The sequence below is a fragment of the Martinezella sp. CNPSo 3959 genome, assembly GCF_057784355.1.
In genome coordinates, this window is record NZ_JBXSOV010000014.1 from 39706 (window position 1) to 55539 (window position 15834).

13 protein-coding genes are annotated in these 15834 nt (G+C 60.5%); 4 read left to right on the forward strand and 9 right to left on the reverse strand.

Translation table 11 applies throughout. From position 1 onward, the window contains the following. Nucleotides 1-2: 2 nt before the first annotated feature. From AC13RE_RS23555 to bcoG, 4 genes are read right to left on the reverse strand one after another with little or no spacing between them, the layout of a single operon-like run. The gene (locus AC13RE_RS23555) at nt 3-2060 is read right to left on the reverse strand and encodes an acetate--CoA ligase family protein (protein ID WP_488564732.1); all 2058 of its coding nucleotides are present in this window, start codon (nt 2058-2060) and stop codon (nt 3-5) included. A 4-nt stretch (nt 2061-2064) separates the two neighbouring features. After that, entirely contained in the window at nt 2065-3225 is a 1161-nt protein-coding gene (locus AC13RE_RS23560) for an acyl-CoA dehydrogenase family protein (RefSeq protein ID WP_488564733.1), read from the reverse strand. A gap of 12 nt (nt 3226-3237) precedes the next feature. Further along, nucleotides 3238-4728, reverse strand: coding sequence for a carnitine 3-dehydrogenase (locus tag AC13RE_RS23565; protein ID WP_488564734.1), 1491 nt, complete (start codon nt 4726-4728; stop codon nt 3238-3240). A gap of 7 nt (nt 4729-4735) precedes the next feature. Beyond that, nucleotides 4736-5638: a 3-dehydrocarnitine:acetyl-CoA trimethylamine transferase BcoG gene (gene bcoG, locus AC13RE_RS23570; RefSeq protein WP_132718338.1), complete on the reverse strand. Its 903-nt coding sequence runs from the start codon at nt 5636-5638 to the stop codon at nt 4736-4738. A 107-nt stretch (nt 5639-5745) separates the two neighbouring features. Between bcoG and AC13RE_RS23575 the strand changes: the two genes are divergently transcribed. Beyond that, nucleotides 5746-6738 (forward strand): GlxA family transcriptional regulator, encoded by a 993-nt coding sequence (locus AC13RE_RS23575; protein WP_488564735.1) that lies wholly within the window; start codon nt 5746-5748, stop codon nt 6736-6738. Here AC13RE_RS23575 and AC13RE_RS23580 read toward each other — a convergent pair. Next, nucleotides 6713-7588 (reverse strand): LysR substrate-binding domain-containing protein, encoded by an 876-nt coding sequence (locus tag AC13RE_RS23580; protein WP_132718343.1) that lies wholly within the window; start codon nt 7586-7588, stop codon nt 6713-6715. The two genes, AC13RE_RS23575 and AC13RE_RS23580, sit on opposite strands and share 26 nt — an antisense overlap. 109 nt (nt 7589-7697) lie before the next feature. Here AC13RE_RS23580 and AC13RE_RS23585 point away from each other — a divergent pair, with 109 nt between their 5' ends. From AC13RE_RS23585 to AC13RE_RS23595, 3 genes are all read left to right on the forward strand, one after another. Continuing rightward, complete coding sequence (locus tag AC13RE_RS23585; protein WP_488564736.1) at nt 7698-8615, forward strand: DMT family transporter; 918 nt, start codon at nt 7698-7700, stop codon at nt 8613-8615. Between the two features lie 66 nt (nt 8616-8681). Next, nucleotides 8682-10724 (forward strand): oxidoreductase, encoded by a 2043-nt coding sequence (locus tag AC13RE_RS23590; RefSeq protein ID WP_488564737.1) that lies wholly within the window; start codon nt 8682-8684, stop codon nt 10722-10724. A 238-nt stretch (nt 10725-10962) separates the two neighbouring features. After that, nucleotides 10963-11325 carry a hypothetical protein gene (locus tag AC13RE_RS23595; protein ID WP_112337196.1) on the forward strand — a complete coding sequence of 121 codons (363 nt, stop codon included), beginning with the start codon at nt 10963-10965 and terminating at the stop codon, nt 11323-11325. A 24-nt stretch (nt 11326-11349) separates the two neighbouring features. Here AC13RE_RS23595 and AC13RE_RS23600 read toward each other — a convergent pair whose 3' ends face one another. The 4 genes from AC13RE_RS23600 to AC13RE_RS23615 are packed head-to-tail and all read right to left on the reverse strand — an operon-like array spanning nt 11350 to nt 15768. Beyond that, entirely contained in the window at nt 11350-12414 is a 1065-nt protein-coding gene (locus AC13RE_RS23600) for an ABC transporter ATP-binding protein (protein WP_488564738.1), read from the reverse strand. A gap of 17 nt (nt 12415-12431) precedes the next feature. Further along, nucleotides 12432-13946, reverse strand: a complete 1515-nt coding sequence (locus AC13RE_RS23605; protein WP_488564739.1) for a DUF5060 domain-containing protein — start codon at nt 13944-13946, stop codon at nt 12432-12434. 38 nt (nt 13947-13984) lie between these two features. Continuing rightward, entirely contained in the window at nt 13985-14872 is an 888-nt protein-coding gene (locus tag AC13RE_RS23610) for a carbohydrate ABC transporter permease (protein ID WP_132718355.1), read from the reverse strand. Next, nucleotides 14869-15768 (reverse strand): carbohydrate ABC transporter permease, encoded by a 900-nt coding sequence (locus tag AC13RE_RS23615; RefSeq protein WP_488564740.1) that lies wholly within the window; start codon nt 15766-15768, stop codon nt 14869-14871. The genes AC13RE_RS23610 and AC13RE_RS23615 overlap by 4 nt, the downstream gene beginning before the upstream one ends. Nucleotides 15769-15834 lie beyond the last annotated feature (66 nt).

The window sequence follows — 15834 nt, forward strand, 5'->3', positions numbered from 1 at the left end:
CGCTACCTCCTTCGTCGGATAAGGGCATCCGCAGCAACAACGCCTCGGGATTCTGCTAGGACCATCAATGGATTAATGTCTAGTTCTTCAAGATGTGAGGCGTTCGTTACGACATATTCTGCCGCTGATAGGACGGCGTCGGCTACAATCTCCAGGTTGCTTGCCGCGCCACCGCGATAGCCTTCGATCAATTTGCGAACCTTCAGCCGCGAAATCCGCTCAAGAACCTCGGCTTTCGTCACGGGGAGCGGCAAAACGACGGAATCCTCAAGCAATTCCACAAGGATTCCGCCCGCGCCGACTGTCAGGGTCAAGCCGACGACCGGATCGCGGGCCGCGCCGACGATCAGCTCCGCGATAGGGCGATCGATCATCCGCTCGATGAGGAATCCGTGTGCGACATCAGCCATGCCGTCGGCCGCGTCTCCGACGGCGTTCTTATCCCATAGGTTGAGCTTGACCGCGCCAACTTCGGACTTGTGCTCGACACCGAGCGCCTTGAGCGCGACCGGGAATCCGAGTTGCTCCGCGCACTCGGCCGCCTCGCTTGGCGTGGATGCTGTCTCGCCGCGCGGCGTGGCGAGGCCAAAGGCCGCAAGTTCGGCCTTGGCCTCGGCCTCGCTCAAGGTCTCGATTTCACCTGTCTCCGTCCGTGTGCTGAGAAGCGGCAATGGTTGCGGCTTTCTCCAGGCATCGGCAATCCCGCTGGCAACATCCGCCGCCGCCAGCGCTTCGCTGATGCCGCAGAGCGGCACGATGCCGGCTTGGATCAACTGCTCAGCGATCGCTTCCGGCATGTTTTCCGGCAGCGTCGCCAGAATGCCGGCGCTGGCCCCCGTCTGCTTCGTGGCCGCGGCAACGGCCGAGACCGTAATCATCCAGTCGGCGCCATCACAGCGATCCTCACGCGGGAAATCAAGCACGAGCAGATTGAGGGCATAACCGCCCGCGAACATGGCGCTGAAAGCCTCCGTCTGTCGGGCCAGATCGCCCCAGACGAAGGTGTGGTAATCGAGGGGGTTGGAGAGCGTCACCATCGGGCCGAGGCTTGTGCGCAAGGCGGGCAGTTGTTCGGGTTTCAACGCACGGAACTCGATAGTCCGGCCGACGGCGGCATCGGCCATCAGCGATGCCTCGCCGCCCGAACAGCTCATAGAGGAGATGGCGTTGCTTTCGAGTGGGCCGGCAACATGCAGGAGTTTCAGCGTTTCGATGAGTTCCGGCAAAGCCGCGACGCGGCCGATGCCGAGACGTTCGAGAACGGCGTCAGCAACTGCGTCGCTGCCGGCAAGCGAGGCCGTATGCGAGACGGTGGCGCGCTGCGCCTGTTCGGATTTTCCGACCTTCAGCGCGACGACGGACTTCTTCAGTTCACGGGCGCGCATGGCGAGTGCTTCCAGCGCCCTTATATCGCCGAAGCCTTCGATATGCAGGCCGACCGCTGTGACGCGCGGGTCCTCGAGGACGGCTTGGGCAAGGTCCGACAGGCCGGTCTGCGCCTGATTGCCTGCAGTCATCAGGTAGCTGATCGGCAGGCCGCGCCTCTGCATGCTGAGATTGATGGCGATATTGGAGGATTGCGTGAGGATCGCGACGCCGCGCTCGGTTCTGACGATGCCGTGCTGATCGGGCCAGAGCAGGGCGCCGTCCAGGCCGTTGATCATGCCGTAGCAGTTCGGGCCGACGATCGGCATGCTACCTGCCGCTTCGACCAGCGCGCGCTGCAAGTCCGCGCCATCAGCCAGTTCCGCCACGGCCTCGCTGAAGCCGGAAGCGTAGCAGACGGCGCCGCCGGCGCCTCTGGCTGCGAGATCACGAACAATCTCGACGGTGAGCGTCCGGTTGACGCCGACGAAGGCGGCGTCCGGCGCATGAGGCAGCTCGGCAACTGACCGGTAGCAACGGCGGCCAAGCACACTTTCCTGTGTCGGATGCACCGGCCAGATTTCGCCGGCGAACCCCATGCGGTCGCATTGCTCGATGACGCGCCGCGCCTCTCTGCCGCCGAAGACGGCGATCGTTCTGGGGCGAATGAGGCGATCGAGCGAGCGCGGTGTCATGACTTCATGCTCCAAACGGCCGGAGCAGGTCGCGGCTGATGATGTGCCGCTGGATTTCCGAGGTGCCGTCCCAGATGCGCTCGACGCGGGCGTCGCGCCAGAAGCGAGCAAGCGGCAAGTCGTCCATCAGTCCCATGCCGCCGAAGATCTGGATCGCCTCGTCGGTGACGCGGGCGAGCATTTCCGAGGCATAGAGCTTGGCGGACGCGATCTCGCGATTGGCCGGGATGCCGGCATCGAGCTTCCAGGCGGCTGACAGCGTGAGTAGATCGGCCGCGTCGATCTCGGTGATCATGTCGGCAAGCTTGAACGAGACGCCTTGATTGGCGCCGATCGGCTTGCCGAATTGTTTGCGCTCGGCCGCATAGGGCAGGGCGAGATCGAAAACACGACGAGCCCTGCCCACACAGGTGGCGGCAACCGTCAGGCGCGTCCCGTAGAGCCATTGATTGGCAAGATCGAAACCGCGATGCACCTCGCCGAGCACCTGCGATTTCGGCAGGCGGCAGTCGGTGAAGTTCAGGATGGAGTTGTGATAGCCGCGATGGGAAACCGAGTCATAACCCCTAAGGATCTCAAAGCCCGGCGTGCCGCGGTCAACCAGGAAGGCTGTGATCTTCTTCTTGACGCCCCGATGCGTGTCCTCCTCGCCTGTGGCGGCAAAGACGATGACGAAATCGGCGACATCGGCGTGCGAAATGAAATGCTTCGTGCCGTTGAGCACGAAATCATCGCCATCCTGCCTTGCCGCGCATTTCATGCCGCGCATGTCTGAGCCGGCGTCCGGCTCGGTGATCGCGAGCGCATCGATTTTCTCGCCACGCACCGCAGGCCGAAGATAGCGCTCGCGCTGCTCACCCTCGCAGGCCATCAGGATGCCGGAAGGGCGTCCGAAGAAGACGGTGAGACCCATCGAGCCGCGGCCAAGTTCGCGCTCGACAAGCGTAAAGGTTAGATGATCGAGCCCGGCGCCGCCGATTTCCTCGGGAAAATTGCAGGCATAGAAGCCAAGTTCGATACATTTGCGCCGGATCTCGTCTCCGATTTCAGGCGGCACGATGCCGGTGCGCTCGACCTCGTTTTCATGCGGATAGATCTCCGTCTCGACGAAGTCCCTGACCGTCTTGACGATCATCTCCTGTTCTTCGCTGAGCCCGAAATTCACGATCGCTTCCTCCTAGCGTTTTTGTCCCACATGACGGCCGGCTCCTTCCGGCGTGGCCAAGGCTGCGTGCGCGGCAGAAAGCGGCCTGAGCTTCGCCAGCACCTCCTCAGGTGCGGCGACGGCTTTGCCTGCTTTCGCGTCGACATGCAGCAGCATTTGTTCTGCGGTGGCGATCACGTCGCCGTTCACGCTGTCGTGCAGCGCATGGAAGACATGCAGCCGCTTTTCGTCGGATGCGAGGATCTGCGCCGTCGAATGGATGGCCTGTCCGAGCTTGGCCTCGCCGAGATGGCGGATATGGGTCTCCACCGTGTAGTAGCTATGGCCGCGCTCAACATAATCTAGATCGACGCCGATTAGGCGCAAAAGTGCATCCGACGTATCGCCGAAGACTTGCAGATAGCGATGCTCGGTCATGTGGCCGTTATAGTCGACCCAGGCCGGACTGACCTTGGTGTCGATCAGGCGCAGCGGCTTTGAGATGTCCAGGCCTTGCTTCTCGCCGCCACCCGCCGCCCAAAGCTGCTGCTCGAAATCCTTCAGCAGCTTGCCGGCGCCCCAGCCCTTGCCGCCATGGCTTCCCTTCAGGCTTTGAAGGATGCCGACGAGATTTTCGTCACGGATGCGCTCGAGTTCGCGGATCGATAGACCATCCGCCTGTTCGTCCGACTGCTGGCCGATCTTTTCGACAAGGGCATCGTCGAGATCGACGACATCCATCAGTTTCGTCCAGTTCCACTGCAGGGCAGGGCCGAACTGCGCCAGGAAGTGGCGCATGCCCGCTTCGCCGCCGGCGATCCGATAGGTCTGGAACAGGCCCATCTGTGCCCAGCGCAGGCCGAAGGAGTAACGGATGACATCATCAAGCGTCTCGACGGTGCAGATGTCGTCCTTGATCAGCCACAGCGCCTCGCGCCACAGCGCCTCCAGCAGGCGATCGCCGACGAAGGCCTCGATCTCCTTAGCGATATGAACGCCCTTCATGCCGATGGGCGGCAAGCGCTCCATTGCCGCCTGGATCGTCGCCGCGCTGGTCTTTTCGCCGCCGACGATCTCTACGAGTGGCAGGAGATAGACGGGATTATAGGGATGGGCGACGAACAGGCGCTCGGGATGGCGCATGTCGCGTTGCAGGTCGGTCGGTAGCAGGCCAGAGGTGGAAGAACCGATCAGCGCATCTGGCTTTGCCGCGGCATCGATCTGCGTCAGCACGTTGCGTTTGAGGTCCAGCCGCTCGGGCACGCTTTCCTGGATCCAGTCGGCGCCATCAACGGCGGATTCCAACGTATCCCTGAATGTGAGCCTGCCGCGCGGCGGAAGCGGAGCGCCGGTCAGCATTGCATAGGCTTTTTCCGCATTCGCCAGAACTTCGCCGACAATGCGTTTCGCCTCCGGATGCGGGTCGTAGACATCGACATCGATGCCAGCCAGCAGGAAGCGGGCGATCCATCCGCCGCCGATGACGCCGCCGCCAATGCAGGCCGCCTTGTTGATCTTGGTCATCGGGGCCTCAGCGCTTCGTCAGTTTCAGCTTCTTGCGGACATCTTCGGGGCCGATGATGCGTGCGCCCATGCCTTCGACCACTTGCACCGCTTTTTCGACGAGCTGTGCGTTGGTCGCCAGCATGCCCTTGCCGGCATAGAGATTGTCTTCCAGCCCGACGCGGACATTGCCGCCGGCAAGGATCGCCGCCGCCGGATAGGCCATGGCGTTGCGACCGATGGAAAAGGCCGAGAAGGTCCAGCTTTTGGGAACGTTATTGACCATCGCCATAAAGGTGTTGAGGTCATCGGGTGCCCCCCAGGGGATACCCATGCAGAGCTGGATGAGGACCGGATCCTCGATCAAGCCCTCCTCGGCAAGCTGCTTGGCAAACCAGAGATGACCGGTATCGAAGGCCTCGATCTCCGGGCGCACGCCGAGATCGGTCATCTTCTTCGCCATGGCCCTCAGCATCGAAGGCGTGTTGGTCATGACGTAGTCGCCAAGATTGAAGTTCATTGTGCCGCAATCGAGCGTGCAGATTTCCGGCAGGCATTCGGCGACGTGGCTAACGCGCTCGGTGGCGCCGGCCATATCGGTGCCCTTGGCATTCAGGGGTAGGGGGCTCTCGACGTCGCCGAAAATCAAGTCGCCGCCCATGCCGGCGGTCAGGTTCAGCACGACATCGACGTCTGCCGAACGGATGCGGTCCGTGACTTCCCTGTAGAGCTCGTTGCGGCGGCTGGCAGCGCCCGTTTCCGGATCGCGGACATGGCAGTGAACCACGGCCGCCCCAGCCTTGGCGGCGTCGATCGCGGAGTCGGCGATCTGCTTGGGAGTGATCGGAACATGGCTGGATTTCGAAACCGTGTCGCCGGCGCCGGTTACGGCACAGGTGATGAAGACATCGCGATTCATCGCAAGAGGCATCTTTAGTTCTCCCTCGTATTGAGGACATTACGAGCCATGACGTGCCTTCATGCTTTGCATTATCGGAAGCATATAATACAGTTTCGGAATTCTCGAGGGATTGCTGAATGCTGACATCGGCCAATGAGACGCTCGACATCGACCTCCTGATCCTTCCGGAGACGAACCTGATTTTGATCGCGTCGGTGATCGAACCGTTGCGCGGGGCCAACCGCATTTCCGGAGCCGAGCTCTACCGCTGGCGCCTTTTCACTCCGGATGGCTCTCCCGCTGAGACGACGAGCCTTATCCCGGTGCCGGCCTGCGCCAGCTTTCGCCCGACATCGGATGCGACACCGCTTTTCGTGCTCGCCAGCTACAATTGGCGGCGCAGCGCGACGCAGGCATTGAAGATGCAGCTGTCGCAGACCGCACGCCATCGCTCGATGGTCGCTGGCGTCGAATCCGGCACGTGGCTGCTGGCCGAAGCAAGTTTGCTGGACAATGTCTCCGCTGCCGTCCACTGGGAGGACTATGACGATTTTGCGATCGCCTATCCGCAGGTGCGCGCGGTTAGGGATCGCTACGTGATCGACGGCAAGCGGATCACTACCGCCGGCTCGTTGCCGACGGTCGATCTCATGCTCGAAATCATCCGGCGGCGGCAGGGCTATTCACTGGCGCTCGAGGTTAGCCGGCTGTTCATCTACGAGCCGGCGAGCACGCAGAGTGTGGCAGAACTTTCGCCATCGACGGCTGGCCTGCGCATGCGCGATCCGCGAGTTGCTCAAGCCATCCGCCTGATGGAGGACCATATCGAGCAGCCGCTGGTTCTCACGCGTCTCGCCCGCCGCGTCGGTGTCAGCGCACGCCATCTGCAGGCGCTCTTTCAAGAGAGTATTGGGGCGCCGCCGCATGTGCATTATCTGGCGCTGAGGCTCAATGCGGCGCGGCGCAAGGTCATCGAGACGAAAGCCTCCTTTGCCGAGATTGCCGCCATGACAGGCTTCAATTCGGCATCAGCCTTTTCGCGCAGTTACCGTGCCAGCTTCTCGGAAAGCCCGTCCGGCACGCGCCGCAGGTTGCGCCGGCGCATTACGGCTGCAGCAGAGCCGACATAGGACGAAAGGCCTCGCGCACCATCTCTGCCAGTTCCCGGATCGCTTCGCTCGAATGATAGGGATTGCGTCGAAGCACGACGCGGGAGGAATCGACCGGCGGGAAACCGTCATCACCCGTCAGTTCACGACAGCCATGCGGAATGTTGCTGCGCGACAGCGTGGTCACGGCAAGCCCGGCGGAGACGGCGTTTTTCAGGCCCGAGCTTGTATCGGCTATGAAGGCGATACGATAACGCCGCCCGATTTGCTCCAATGATTTCAGAGCGAAATCGCGACACCATGTCGAATCCCGATAGACAGCGATTGGCATTGGGGTCGCCTCATGCACGCGATGCACCAACGACGTCACCCAGACTGTTGGATCGACACAGAGAACTTCGCCTTTGCTCTGGTTGTTCCAATCGAAAACGACGGCGAGGTCCAGTTCGTCTTTTTCCAGCGCGGCCAGATTATGTGCCGTGTAATCGCAGGAGACCGTGACTTCGACTGCCGGATGCCTGACTGCGAACGCGGCCAAGGCGGCCGGAAGAATGGTCTGGCTGTATTCCTCGGGAATCCCGATTCGGACCGGCCCATCCAGGGGCTTCGTGCGGATATTCGCCGCCGCCTCGTTCAGAAGTTCGATCACGCGTTGCGCGTAGGGAAGTAATTGAGTGCCGGCGCGGGTGAGAACGGCGCCCCGGGCACTTCTTTCGAAAAGCGTTTCGCCGATCGTATCCTCGAGCCGCTTGATCTGGGCGCTGACCGCCGATTGCGTGCGGCCGATCCTTTGAGCGGCCGTGGAAAAATTGGACGTCTCGGTGATGACGAGGAACGTCCGCAGAAGGTCGCTCTCAATGGGGTCGCGCATTGGGGTCACAAATATTTCTGATAGCTACTATCTCTACTATTCGTTTGCCTGATGTCAAATATCGGCGCACACAGGGTGCGTTCCTTCTGCTCATTTTTTGAGTCCATACATGACATTCCAGTTTCCGACCCGCTCCGCTTTTGCCAGCGATTATGAGAGGGGCGTGCTACTCGTGGCCACAGCAATGCTTGCGTGGAGCTGCAGCGGCATCTACGCGCGCCTGCTGACGACGGACATATGGACGGCGATCGCCTGGCGATCGCTGTTCGGCGGCCTGTTCCTGCTGGTTCCCAGCTTTTTCCTCGAAGGCGGGTTTTCGCGCAGGCAATGGGCATCGATCTTTCATCCTGCCGGGTTGGCGATGCTGGCCTGCCAGACCATCAGCCAGGCCTGCTTCATCGGCGCACTCTATACGACCACAGTCGCAAACGTGACCATGATCTATGCGACGGCACCGTTCATTGCTGCCTTCCTTAGCTGGACCATGTTGAAGGAGCGGGTAGCAAAACGTACGTTGGTGGCCGGGGCCATCTGCCTCATCGGCGTTGCTGTTATCGTTGCCTCCTCGATCGGCGGCGGTACGGGCGTCGGCGATCTGCTAGCGCTCGGCATGACAGTCACCTTCGCCCTCATCATCGTCATTCCGCGCATGGACCCCAGCATTCCGATCCTGCCGTCGAGCGTCGTCAGCGGGCTTTTGACATTCGTCGTCTTCGTGCCCTTTGCCTCGACAAGCTCGGTGAACATTCACAACTGGCTTCTGCTCGCCGCTTTCGGGGCGACGAATTTCGCGCTCGCTTTTGTCCTCTTCCTGTTCGGTTCGAGAAAGATGCCTGCCGCCGACGCGGCACTTATCAGTTCGATGGAAATCGTGCTGACGCCATTCTGGGTATGGCTCTTCTTCTCGGAGATGCCGCCGGTTGCCACCTTTATCGGTGGTGCGATCATTTTCGCAACGATCGTCTGGCACACCGCGATCGATCTCCGGCATAGCCGCCGCCGTCGTGCACCCGTCAATGGGCTATAGCCATAGCCTCTCGTCTCAGCAAAGATAGCGGCTTGAGCCTCGATTTCATAAAGCGATGAAAGTGATATGACCTCCAACGATCCCTTGCTCCAGCCCTATCAGCTCAAGCATCTGACGCTTAAGAACCGCATCATGTCGACGGCGCATGAGCCGGCCTACTCGGAAGGCGGCATGCCGACGGATCGCTACAGGCTCTATCATCGTGAGAAGGCAAAGGGTGGCATCGCGCTGACAATGACGGCGGGCTCGGCGATCGTCTCGGCAGATTCGCCGCCAGCCTTCGGGAATCTGCATGCCTATCGCGATGAGATTGTGCCCTGGCTGAAGAAGCTTGCCGACGACTGTCACGAGTTCGGGGCTGCTGTCATGATCCAGCTGACTCACCTCGGTCGTCGCACCGGCTGGAACAAAGGTGACTGGCTGCCCGTGCTGGCGCCATCGCCAATCCGCGAGCCGGCGCATCGCGCCTTTCCGAAGGCGGCTGAAGACTGGGATATCGAACGGATCATTGGCGACTTTGCCGCGGCGGCGCAACGCATGCAGGCAGCCGGCCTGGACGGTATCGAGATCGAGGCCTATGGCCATCTGACCGACGGCTTCTGGTCACCGGCAACGAACAGGCGTGACGACGAATTCGGCGGTTCGCTTGAAAACCGTATGCGGTTCTCGATGATGGTGACCGAGGCCATTCGCAAGGCGGTCGGCCCGGAGTTCATTGTCGGCATGCGCATGGTGGCAGACGAAGACTGGGAGAAGGGGCTTTCGCGGGAAGAAGGCGTCGAGATCGCCAGGCGGCTGGTTGCATCGGGGAACATCGATTTCCTCAATATCATCCGTGGCCATATCGACAGCGACGCGGCGCTCAACAATGTCATTCCGATCCAGGGCATGGCCTCGGCACCGCATCTCGATTTTGCCGGTGAGGTGAGGGCTGCGACGAAATTCCCCGTCTTCCACGCCGCCCGCATCAGCGATGTCGCCACGGCGCGTCATGCGATCGCGGAAGGCAAGCTCGATATGGTCGGCATGACGCGCGCCCACATCGCCGATCCGCATATCGTCAACAAGGTAATGTCCGGGCAGGAGGCTAATATCCGTCCCTGCGTCGGCGCAACCTACTGTCTCGACCGCATCTATGAGGGCGGAGAGGCGCTCTGTATTCACAACGCGGCGACCGGCCGCGAGGCCGAAATGCCGCATCGGATCGAGCGGGCAGCAACAGCACGCAAGGCCGTCGTCATCGGTGCTGGGCCTGCGGGCCTGGAGGCGGCGCGCGTGCTGGCCGAGCGCGGCCATAAGGTCGACGTGCTGGAGGCGAGCAGCAAGGCCGGCGGACAAGTGAATCTGCTCACCCGCAACCCGCGCCGCAAGGAGATGATCGGCATCATCGACTGGCGGCTGGCGGAGCTGGAGCGGTTGGGCGTCACGATCCACTACGACGTCTATGCGGGAGCTGACGATGTAATGGCGTTCGAGCCTGATCTCGTTGTCGTGGCGATGGGCGGTATCGCGCAATCTCCCGAGTTGGAGAGCGGCGACAGCCTCGTCACCTCATCCTGGGATATTCTGGCCGGCGCGGTTAAGGCCGAGGGCCAGGTGCTGCTTTACGACGACAATGGCGGACATCCGGGCATGTCGGCGGCAGAAGTCATTGCCAATGGCGGCGCAGAACTGGAACTCGTCTCGCCGGAGCGCTTCTTCGCCCCCGAGATGGGCGGCATGAATCATGTGCCCTATGCCAAGACCTTTGCCGAGAAGAATGTCCGGGTCACCATCAATACGCGCCTGAAATCGGTGCGCCGCGACGGCAATGCACTCGTTGCGGTTCTAGGGTCCGATTTCTCGGAGGAGACGCAATGGGAGCGCCGGGTGTCCCAGGTGGTCGTCGAGCATGGCACCGTGGCGAATGATGAACTTTACCTTGAGCTAAAGGCCTCGTCGCGCAATCTCGGTGCCGTCGATTATCCCGCATTGATCGCCAGGCGATCGCCGCTGCCCGTCAAGAACGAAGCCGGTTCGTTCGATCTGATCCGCATCGGTGATGCGATCGCAAGCCGCAATATCCATGCCGCGATTTACGACGCGCTGCGCTATTGCTCGCTTCTGTGAGATCATCGGGATTGTCGACTTTAGCCGCGTTATCACGCCAGACATTTTTGTGGTTTGCCAATAAAATTCATGATGTCAATGCAGTATCTTGGATGTCTTAAGTGATATGTGAGGTTCCGCCGCCGCGATATGGCTGTGGGAACTGCCTTAATTTTGAAACAAAATGTAACAACTTATAACACCCCGTTACCTGCCGAATCATTATATTCGGGCATGTGAGTGAACGAGAGGTTGTTTGATGCTGGCTAACCATGCGCCGTCCCCTTCGCAGACCGATGTGCTGATCTGTCTGGATAATCAGCAGATTGCCTCACGCATCAGTTCGCTTTTGTCGCAACAGGGATTAACGGTCGCAGCCATACCGACGACCGGTCTTCAGGAATGGTTCGATCCAACCGGCTGTCACCTGGTGGTGACGCATACCGCGATGATCGGGGACGTGCGGACGCGATTGAACTTGCCGATCGTCAACATCGAGACGTTCATATTCGATCGCCCTGATCATGTGACAGAGGGAGCTGCGCGGCAGTTCGACGGCGATGCCTTCGTCAAACGCGTTTTTTCGGTCATGAATGGTACCCAAAGGCGCGCAGCTGAGTGATTTAGGTCCGCCAGGCGCTGTCTCCTACAGTCGTTGCTGGCTGGTCTTGTCGAAGAAGTGCAGGTTTGGCGTCTTGAGCGATATCTGAATCGTTTGCCCCGGTGCGAGTTCGGCGCGCTCCCGCATCACCCACGTCAATTCCTTGCCTTCCAACTCAAGCGCCACGTGTGTTTCCGAGCCAGTGGGTTCGACGACGGTCACGGTTGCGGTAACGCCTGCCTCCGATGCGAAGGAAATATCTTCCGGACGTATGCCGAGAATAACCTCCCGACCCTCCGATTGAGCCGGAGCGTTGGCGAGTTGGATGCGTGTGCCGGTTGGCGATACCAATTCCGGTGAGGCACCGCCGGTAAGCTTGCCTTCGAGAAAATTCATGGCTGGTGAGCCGAGGAAGCCAGCGACAAAGACATTTCTCGGGCGGTCGTAAAGCTCGAGCGGCGAGCCGACCTGCTCCACCTTCCCGCTCTGCAGCACGACGATCTTGTCGGCCATGGTCATGGCCTCGATCTGATCATGCGTCACGTAAACGATCGTCGTCTTCAGGCGCTGATGCAGCGCCTTGATTTCGGCCCGCATCTTCACGCGCAGCTTGGCATCGAGATTGGAAAGCGGTTCATCGAAGAGAAAGACCTTGGGGTCGCGTACGATGGCGCGGCCCATGGCGACGCGCTGGCGCTGGCCGCCGGAAAGCTGAGCGGGCTTGCGATCCAATAATGGCTGGAGGCCCAAGATCTTGGCGGCTTCGCCGACCTTCTGATCGATTTCGGCGCGCTTCGCCCCGGCAAGCTGCAGCGCAAAGCCCATGTTCTGCGCTACCGTCATTTGCGGATAGAGCGCGTAGTTCTGGAACACCATGGCGATGTCGCGATCTTTCGGTGGCAGATCGTTGACGACCCGTCCGGCGATGGAGATCTCACCGCCGGTGATGTCTTCCAGCCCTGCAATCATCCGCAGCAGCGTTGACTTGCCGCAGCCAGATGGGCCGACGAGAATGACGAATTCGCCGTCCGAGATCTCCACATCGACGCCATGGATGATGTTTACTGCGCCGTAGGACTTCCTGACGTTCTTGATGGTCAATCCGGACATGACATTCTTCCCTTGGATCAATGCTTCTTGCGGATGCGCAACGCCTGGTATGGCTTGCCCGGCAGTTCCACGCCGAAGGCCGCATCCGCCTTGCCGCCGCGCACGATTGCGCCATGGCGCGTCGGATGCGGGATGGGCGCTTCCACCTTCTTTGCAGGTGTGATCGTCATCTCCCATGTGTCGATGATGTCGACGTCATAGTCGGTCCCGTCCTTCGGCAGACCGGTAGACCAGATGACCGGCTGGTGCTCGCCGAGATAGACGTAGCTGACATCACCGTCTCGCGCGCCGGAGACGCGCGTCCATGGCCATTCGCCATAAGAGGACATCGGTTCAAGGCCGTTGACGACATCCTGCTCCAGCAGGTCGCGCAGGAAGCCGATGCGCTTCCATGCTTCGCCGCGCAGCTCGCCGCCTTTTGCCCACCAGATCAGGTCTTCCGGATGCGAATAGGTTTCGCCGTGGCCAGCATAGCCGCCGCGCGTCACGGTGATCCAGAAGCGATGCACCAGTTCCTGCGCCGTCAGATTGCCCCAGGACTGGATGATGTTGCCTTCATATTCCGGCTCGTCGTTGACGACGGGCTTGCCATAGGCCTCGCGCCATTCCTGCGTGCGCTTCACGTCCCAGTTCTGGATGCAGGTATGGGTGACCCACGGCTTGCGATGATCGAAGTTCATCGTTGGCTCGCCGTTGTGGATCGACTTCAGACGGCCATAGGGATCGTTCTCTTCGAGAATGTGGAAATAGCGATCCCATTGCTGCAGCGGCTTGGTGTCGAGAAGAAAGTCATATTCGTTTGCAAGCGCCCACCAGACATTGCGATAGGCGGCAAGCCGTGCCGCGAGATAGGCGACATAGCGGAAATCCTGCTCGGCCGACATGTCAGCGTAACCCCAGCGATCATAGGGGTGAAACATGATGATATCGGCCTCGATGCCGAGAGCGCAAAGGGCTGCGACCTGCTTTTCGAAATGGCGGAAGAGGACGGGGTTCGGCCGATCGAAGTCTTCCTTGCCGTCCGCACCCTTTTCGAAACAAGCGTAGAGCGGCTCGTTGACATTATAGGGATAGTCCTTGGGGAAGACGCCCATGCGGATCTTGTTGAAGCGCGATTTCTTCAGCGTCTCGAGCGTCTGTGCCTGCATGTCGAGCGGCTGATGCGTCCAGGCATAGCAGGTCGTGCCGAACGACAGGAAAGGCTTGCCGTCGGCATAGGCAAAATGGAACTTGTTATGGACATGCACGGGGCCGTGGTTGCCCTCGGATGGCTTGGTGGCGACGAAAGAACCGGTCTTGCCGTCCAGTTCCGATGTCTTCGAGCGCGTGCGGAACGACCAATCGCCTTCATTGTCCGGCATGAAGCGAACGCGATAGACGCCGTCGCCATCGTAGAAGCCGGGTACGCGGATCTCGCGGCTGTTCTGGCTGAAGACGGCATCGAATGCCACATCGAGATAGGGATTGCCGCTCGAAGGACCGTTGAAGGCCGCTTCGAAGACGCCCCATTTTTCGACGGACGCGTTGGACATGATGTTCTCCTCGGAAGATGTATGGATGGAGCGACCGCTCAGCCCTTGACCGCGCCGGAAGTGAGGCCGGAGACGAAGTAGCGCTGGAAGATCAGATAAACGATGGTGGCCGGCAGCACGGTCATGACGATCGCCGCGTTCAATTGCCCGTAATCATTGGAAAACTGCCCCTGGAAGGACATGAGTCCCAGCGGCAGCGTCCACATGTGCTGATCCTGCAGCAGCACGAGCGCCATGGCGAACTCGTTCCATGTCGAGACGAAGTCCAGGATCAGCAGCGCGGCGAGCACCGGTAGGCAGACGGGCAGGAAAATCCGGCGGAAGATGGTGAAATGGCTAGCGCCGTCGATAAGGGCTGCCTCTGACAGCTCCTTCGGAATGCCTTTGAAGAAGCCGTGAAGAATGAAGACCTGATAGGGCACGCCGAAGGCGATATAGGGCAGGATCACGCCCGGGTAGGTGTCGATGAGCCCGAGTGAATTGACCAGCGTAAACAGCGGCGCCAGCATGACCTGAAACGGGATCATCGTGCCGAAAACGACGAGGAGCAGCAGCAACTTGCTGAACCGCAGCCGGATCTTGGCGAGCGCATAGGCGGCCATCGCCGAGAGGATGAGACCGAGCGGCACCTTGATCACAGTGATGATGGTGCTGTTCAGGAAGGCATTGGCGAAATTGCCGCGCCCCCAGGCGCTCGAATAATTTTCGAAGGCCGGATCGAGCGGCGGCATGAAGGCACCCGTCGATGTCACATCGGCCTGCGTTTTCAGCGAGGTGAAGACGATGAAGACGAAAGGTGCAAGCCAGATCGCGGCGACGACCAGCAGTGCGATCCATAGGCCGATCAGGACAGGATCGCGCTTGCGCTTTGCCGGTATGATGGTCTCGAAGTCGTCCGACATGGATGTGGCCGATGTTGCCGTCATTGTTCGGCCTCCTCATGCTTCTGCGTCCAGCGCAGATAGGGAATGACGATGGCGATGGTGATGAGCAGCAGGACGACGGAGATCGCAGCACCGCGGCCGAAATCGAAGATCTGCATGGCCTGCGTGAAGGCCCAGAGCGCCAGCATCTGCGTCGATTGCGCCGGCCCGCCTCCGGTCAGGCCATAGACGATGTCGAAGGCCTTCAGTGAGGAAATGACCGACAGCACCAGCACGATGGTCAGCGTCGTGCGCAGCGCGGGCAGAGTGACATAGCGGAAGATGTTCCAACGCCCGGCGCCATCGATGCGGGCGGCTTCCACCAGCGTCTGCGAGACATTCTGCAGGCCGGCGAGAAACAGCACCATGGAAAAGCCGACGGATTGCCAGAGAAAGGCGACGAAGACGGAATAGAGTGCGATATCCTTGTCGCCGAGCCAGTCCTGGATCCAGCCCTGCGGTCCTATCGATGTCAGGATTTCGGTGAAGAGGCCGAAGAACGGATCGTACATCCACTTCCACATGGTCGCGACAGCGATTGGGGCGATGATGACCGGGAGATAGAAGATGGCGCGAAAGGTATTGCGGGCAAAGAGCTTCTGATTGAGGCTCAGCGCCAGCAGCAGCCCGACCATGGGTGGAAAGATCACACACATGATCGTCCAGATCACCGTGTTGCGGAAGGCAACCCAGAAGACCGGATCCTGCGTGAAGATATACTGATAGTTCGCGAGGCCGACGAAGGGGCGCTGCGGGTCGAGGCCGTTCCATTTCTGGAAGCTCAGCACCACCACGTTCAGCATCGGATAGAGCGCGAAAATCACATAGATCAGCATGGCCGGGGCAAGCAGGATCGCTGCCTGAAAGCGGGGGTCATGAGTACGATTGCGGAATGACATTCTGCTTGCTCCCGGCGGCAGCTGGCACGTGGGCATGAAGGTGAGGGAGCCGTCGCCACAACTGGC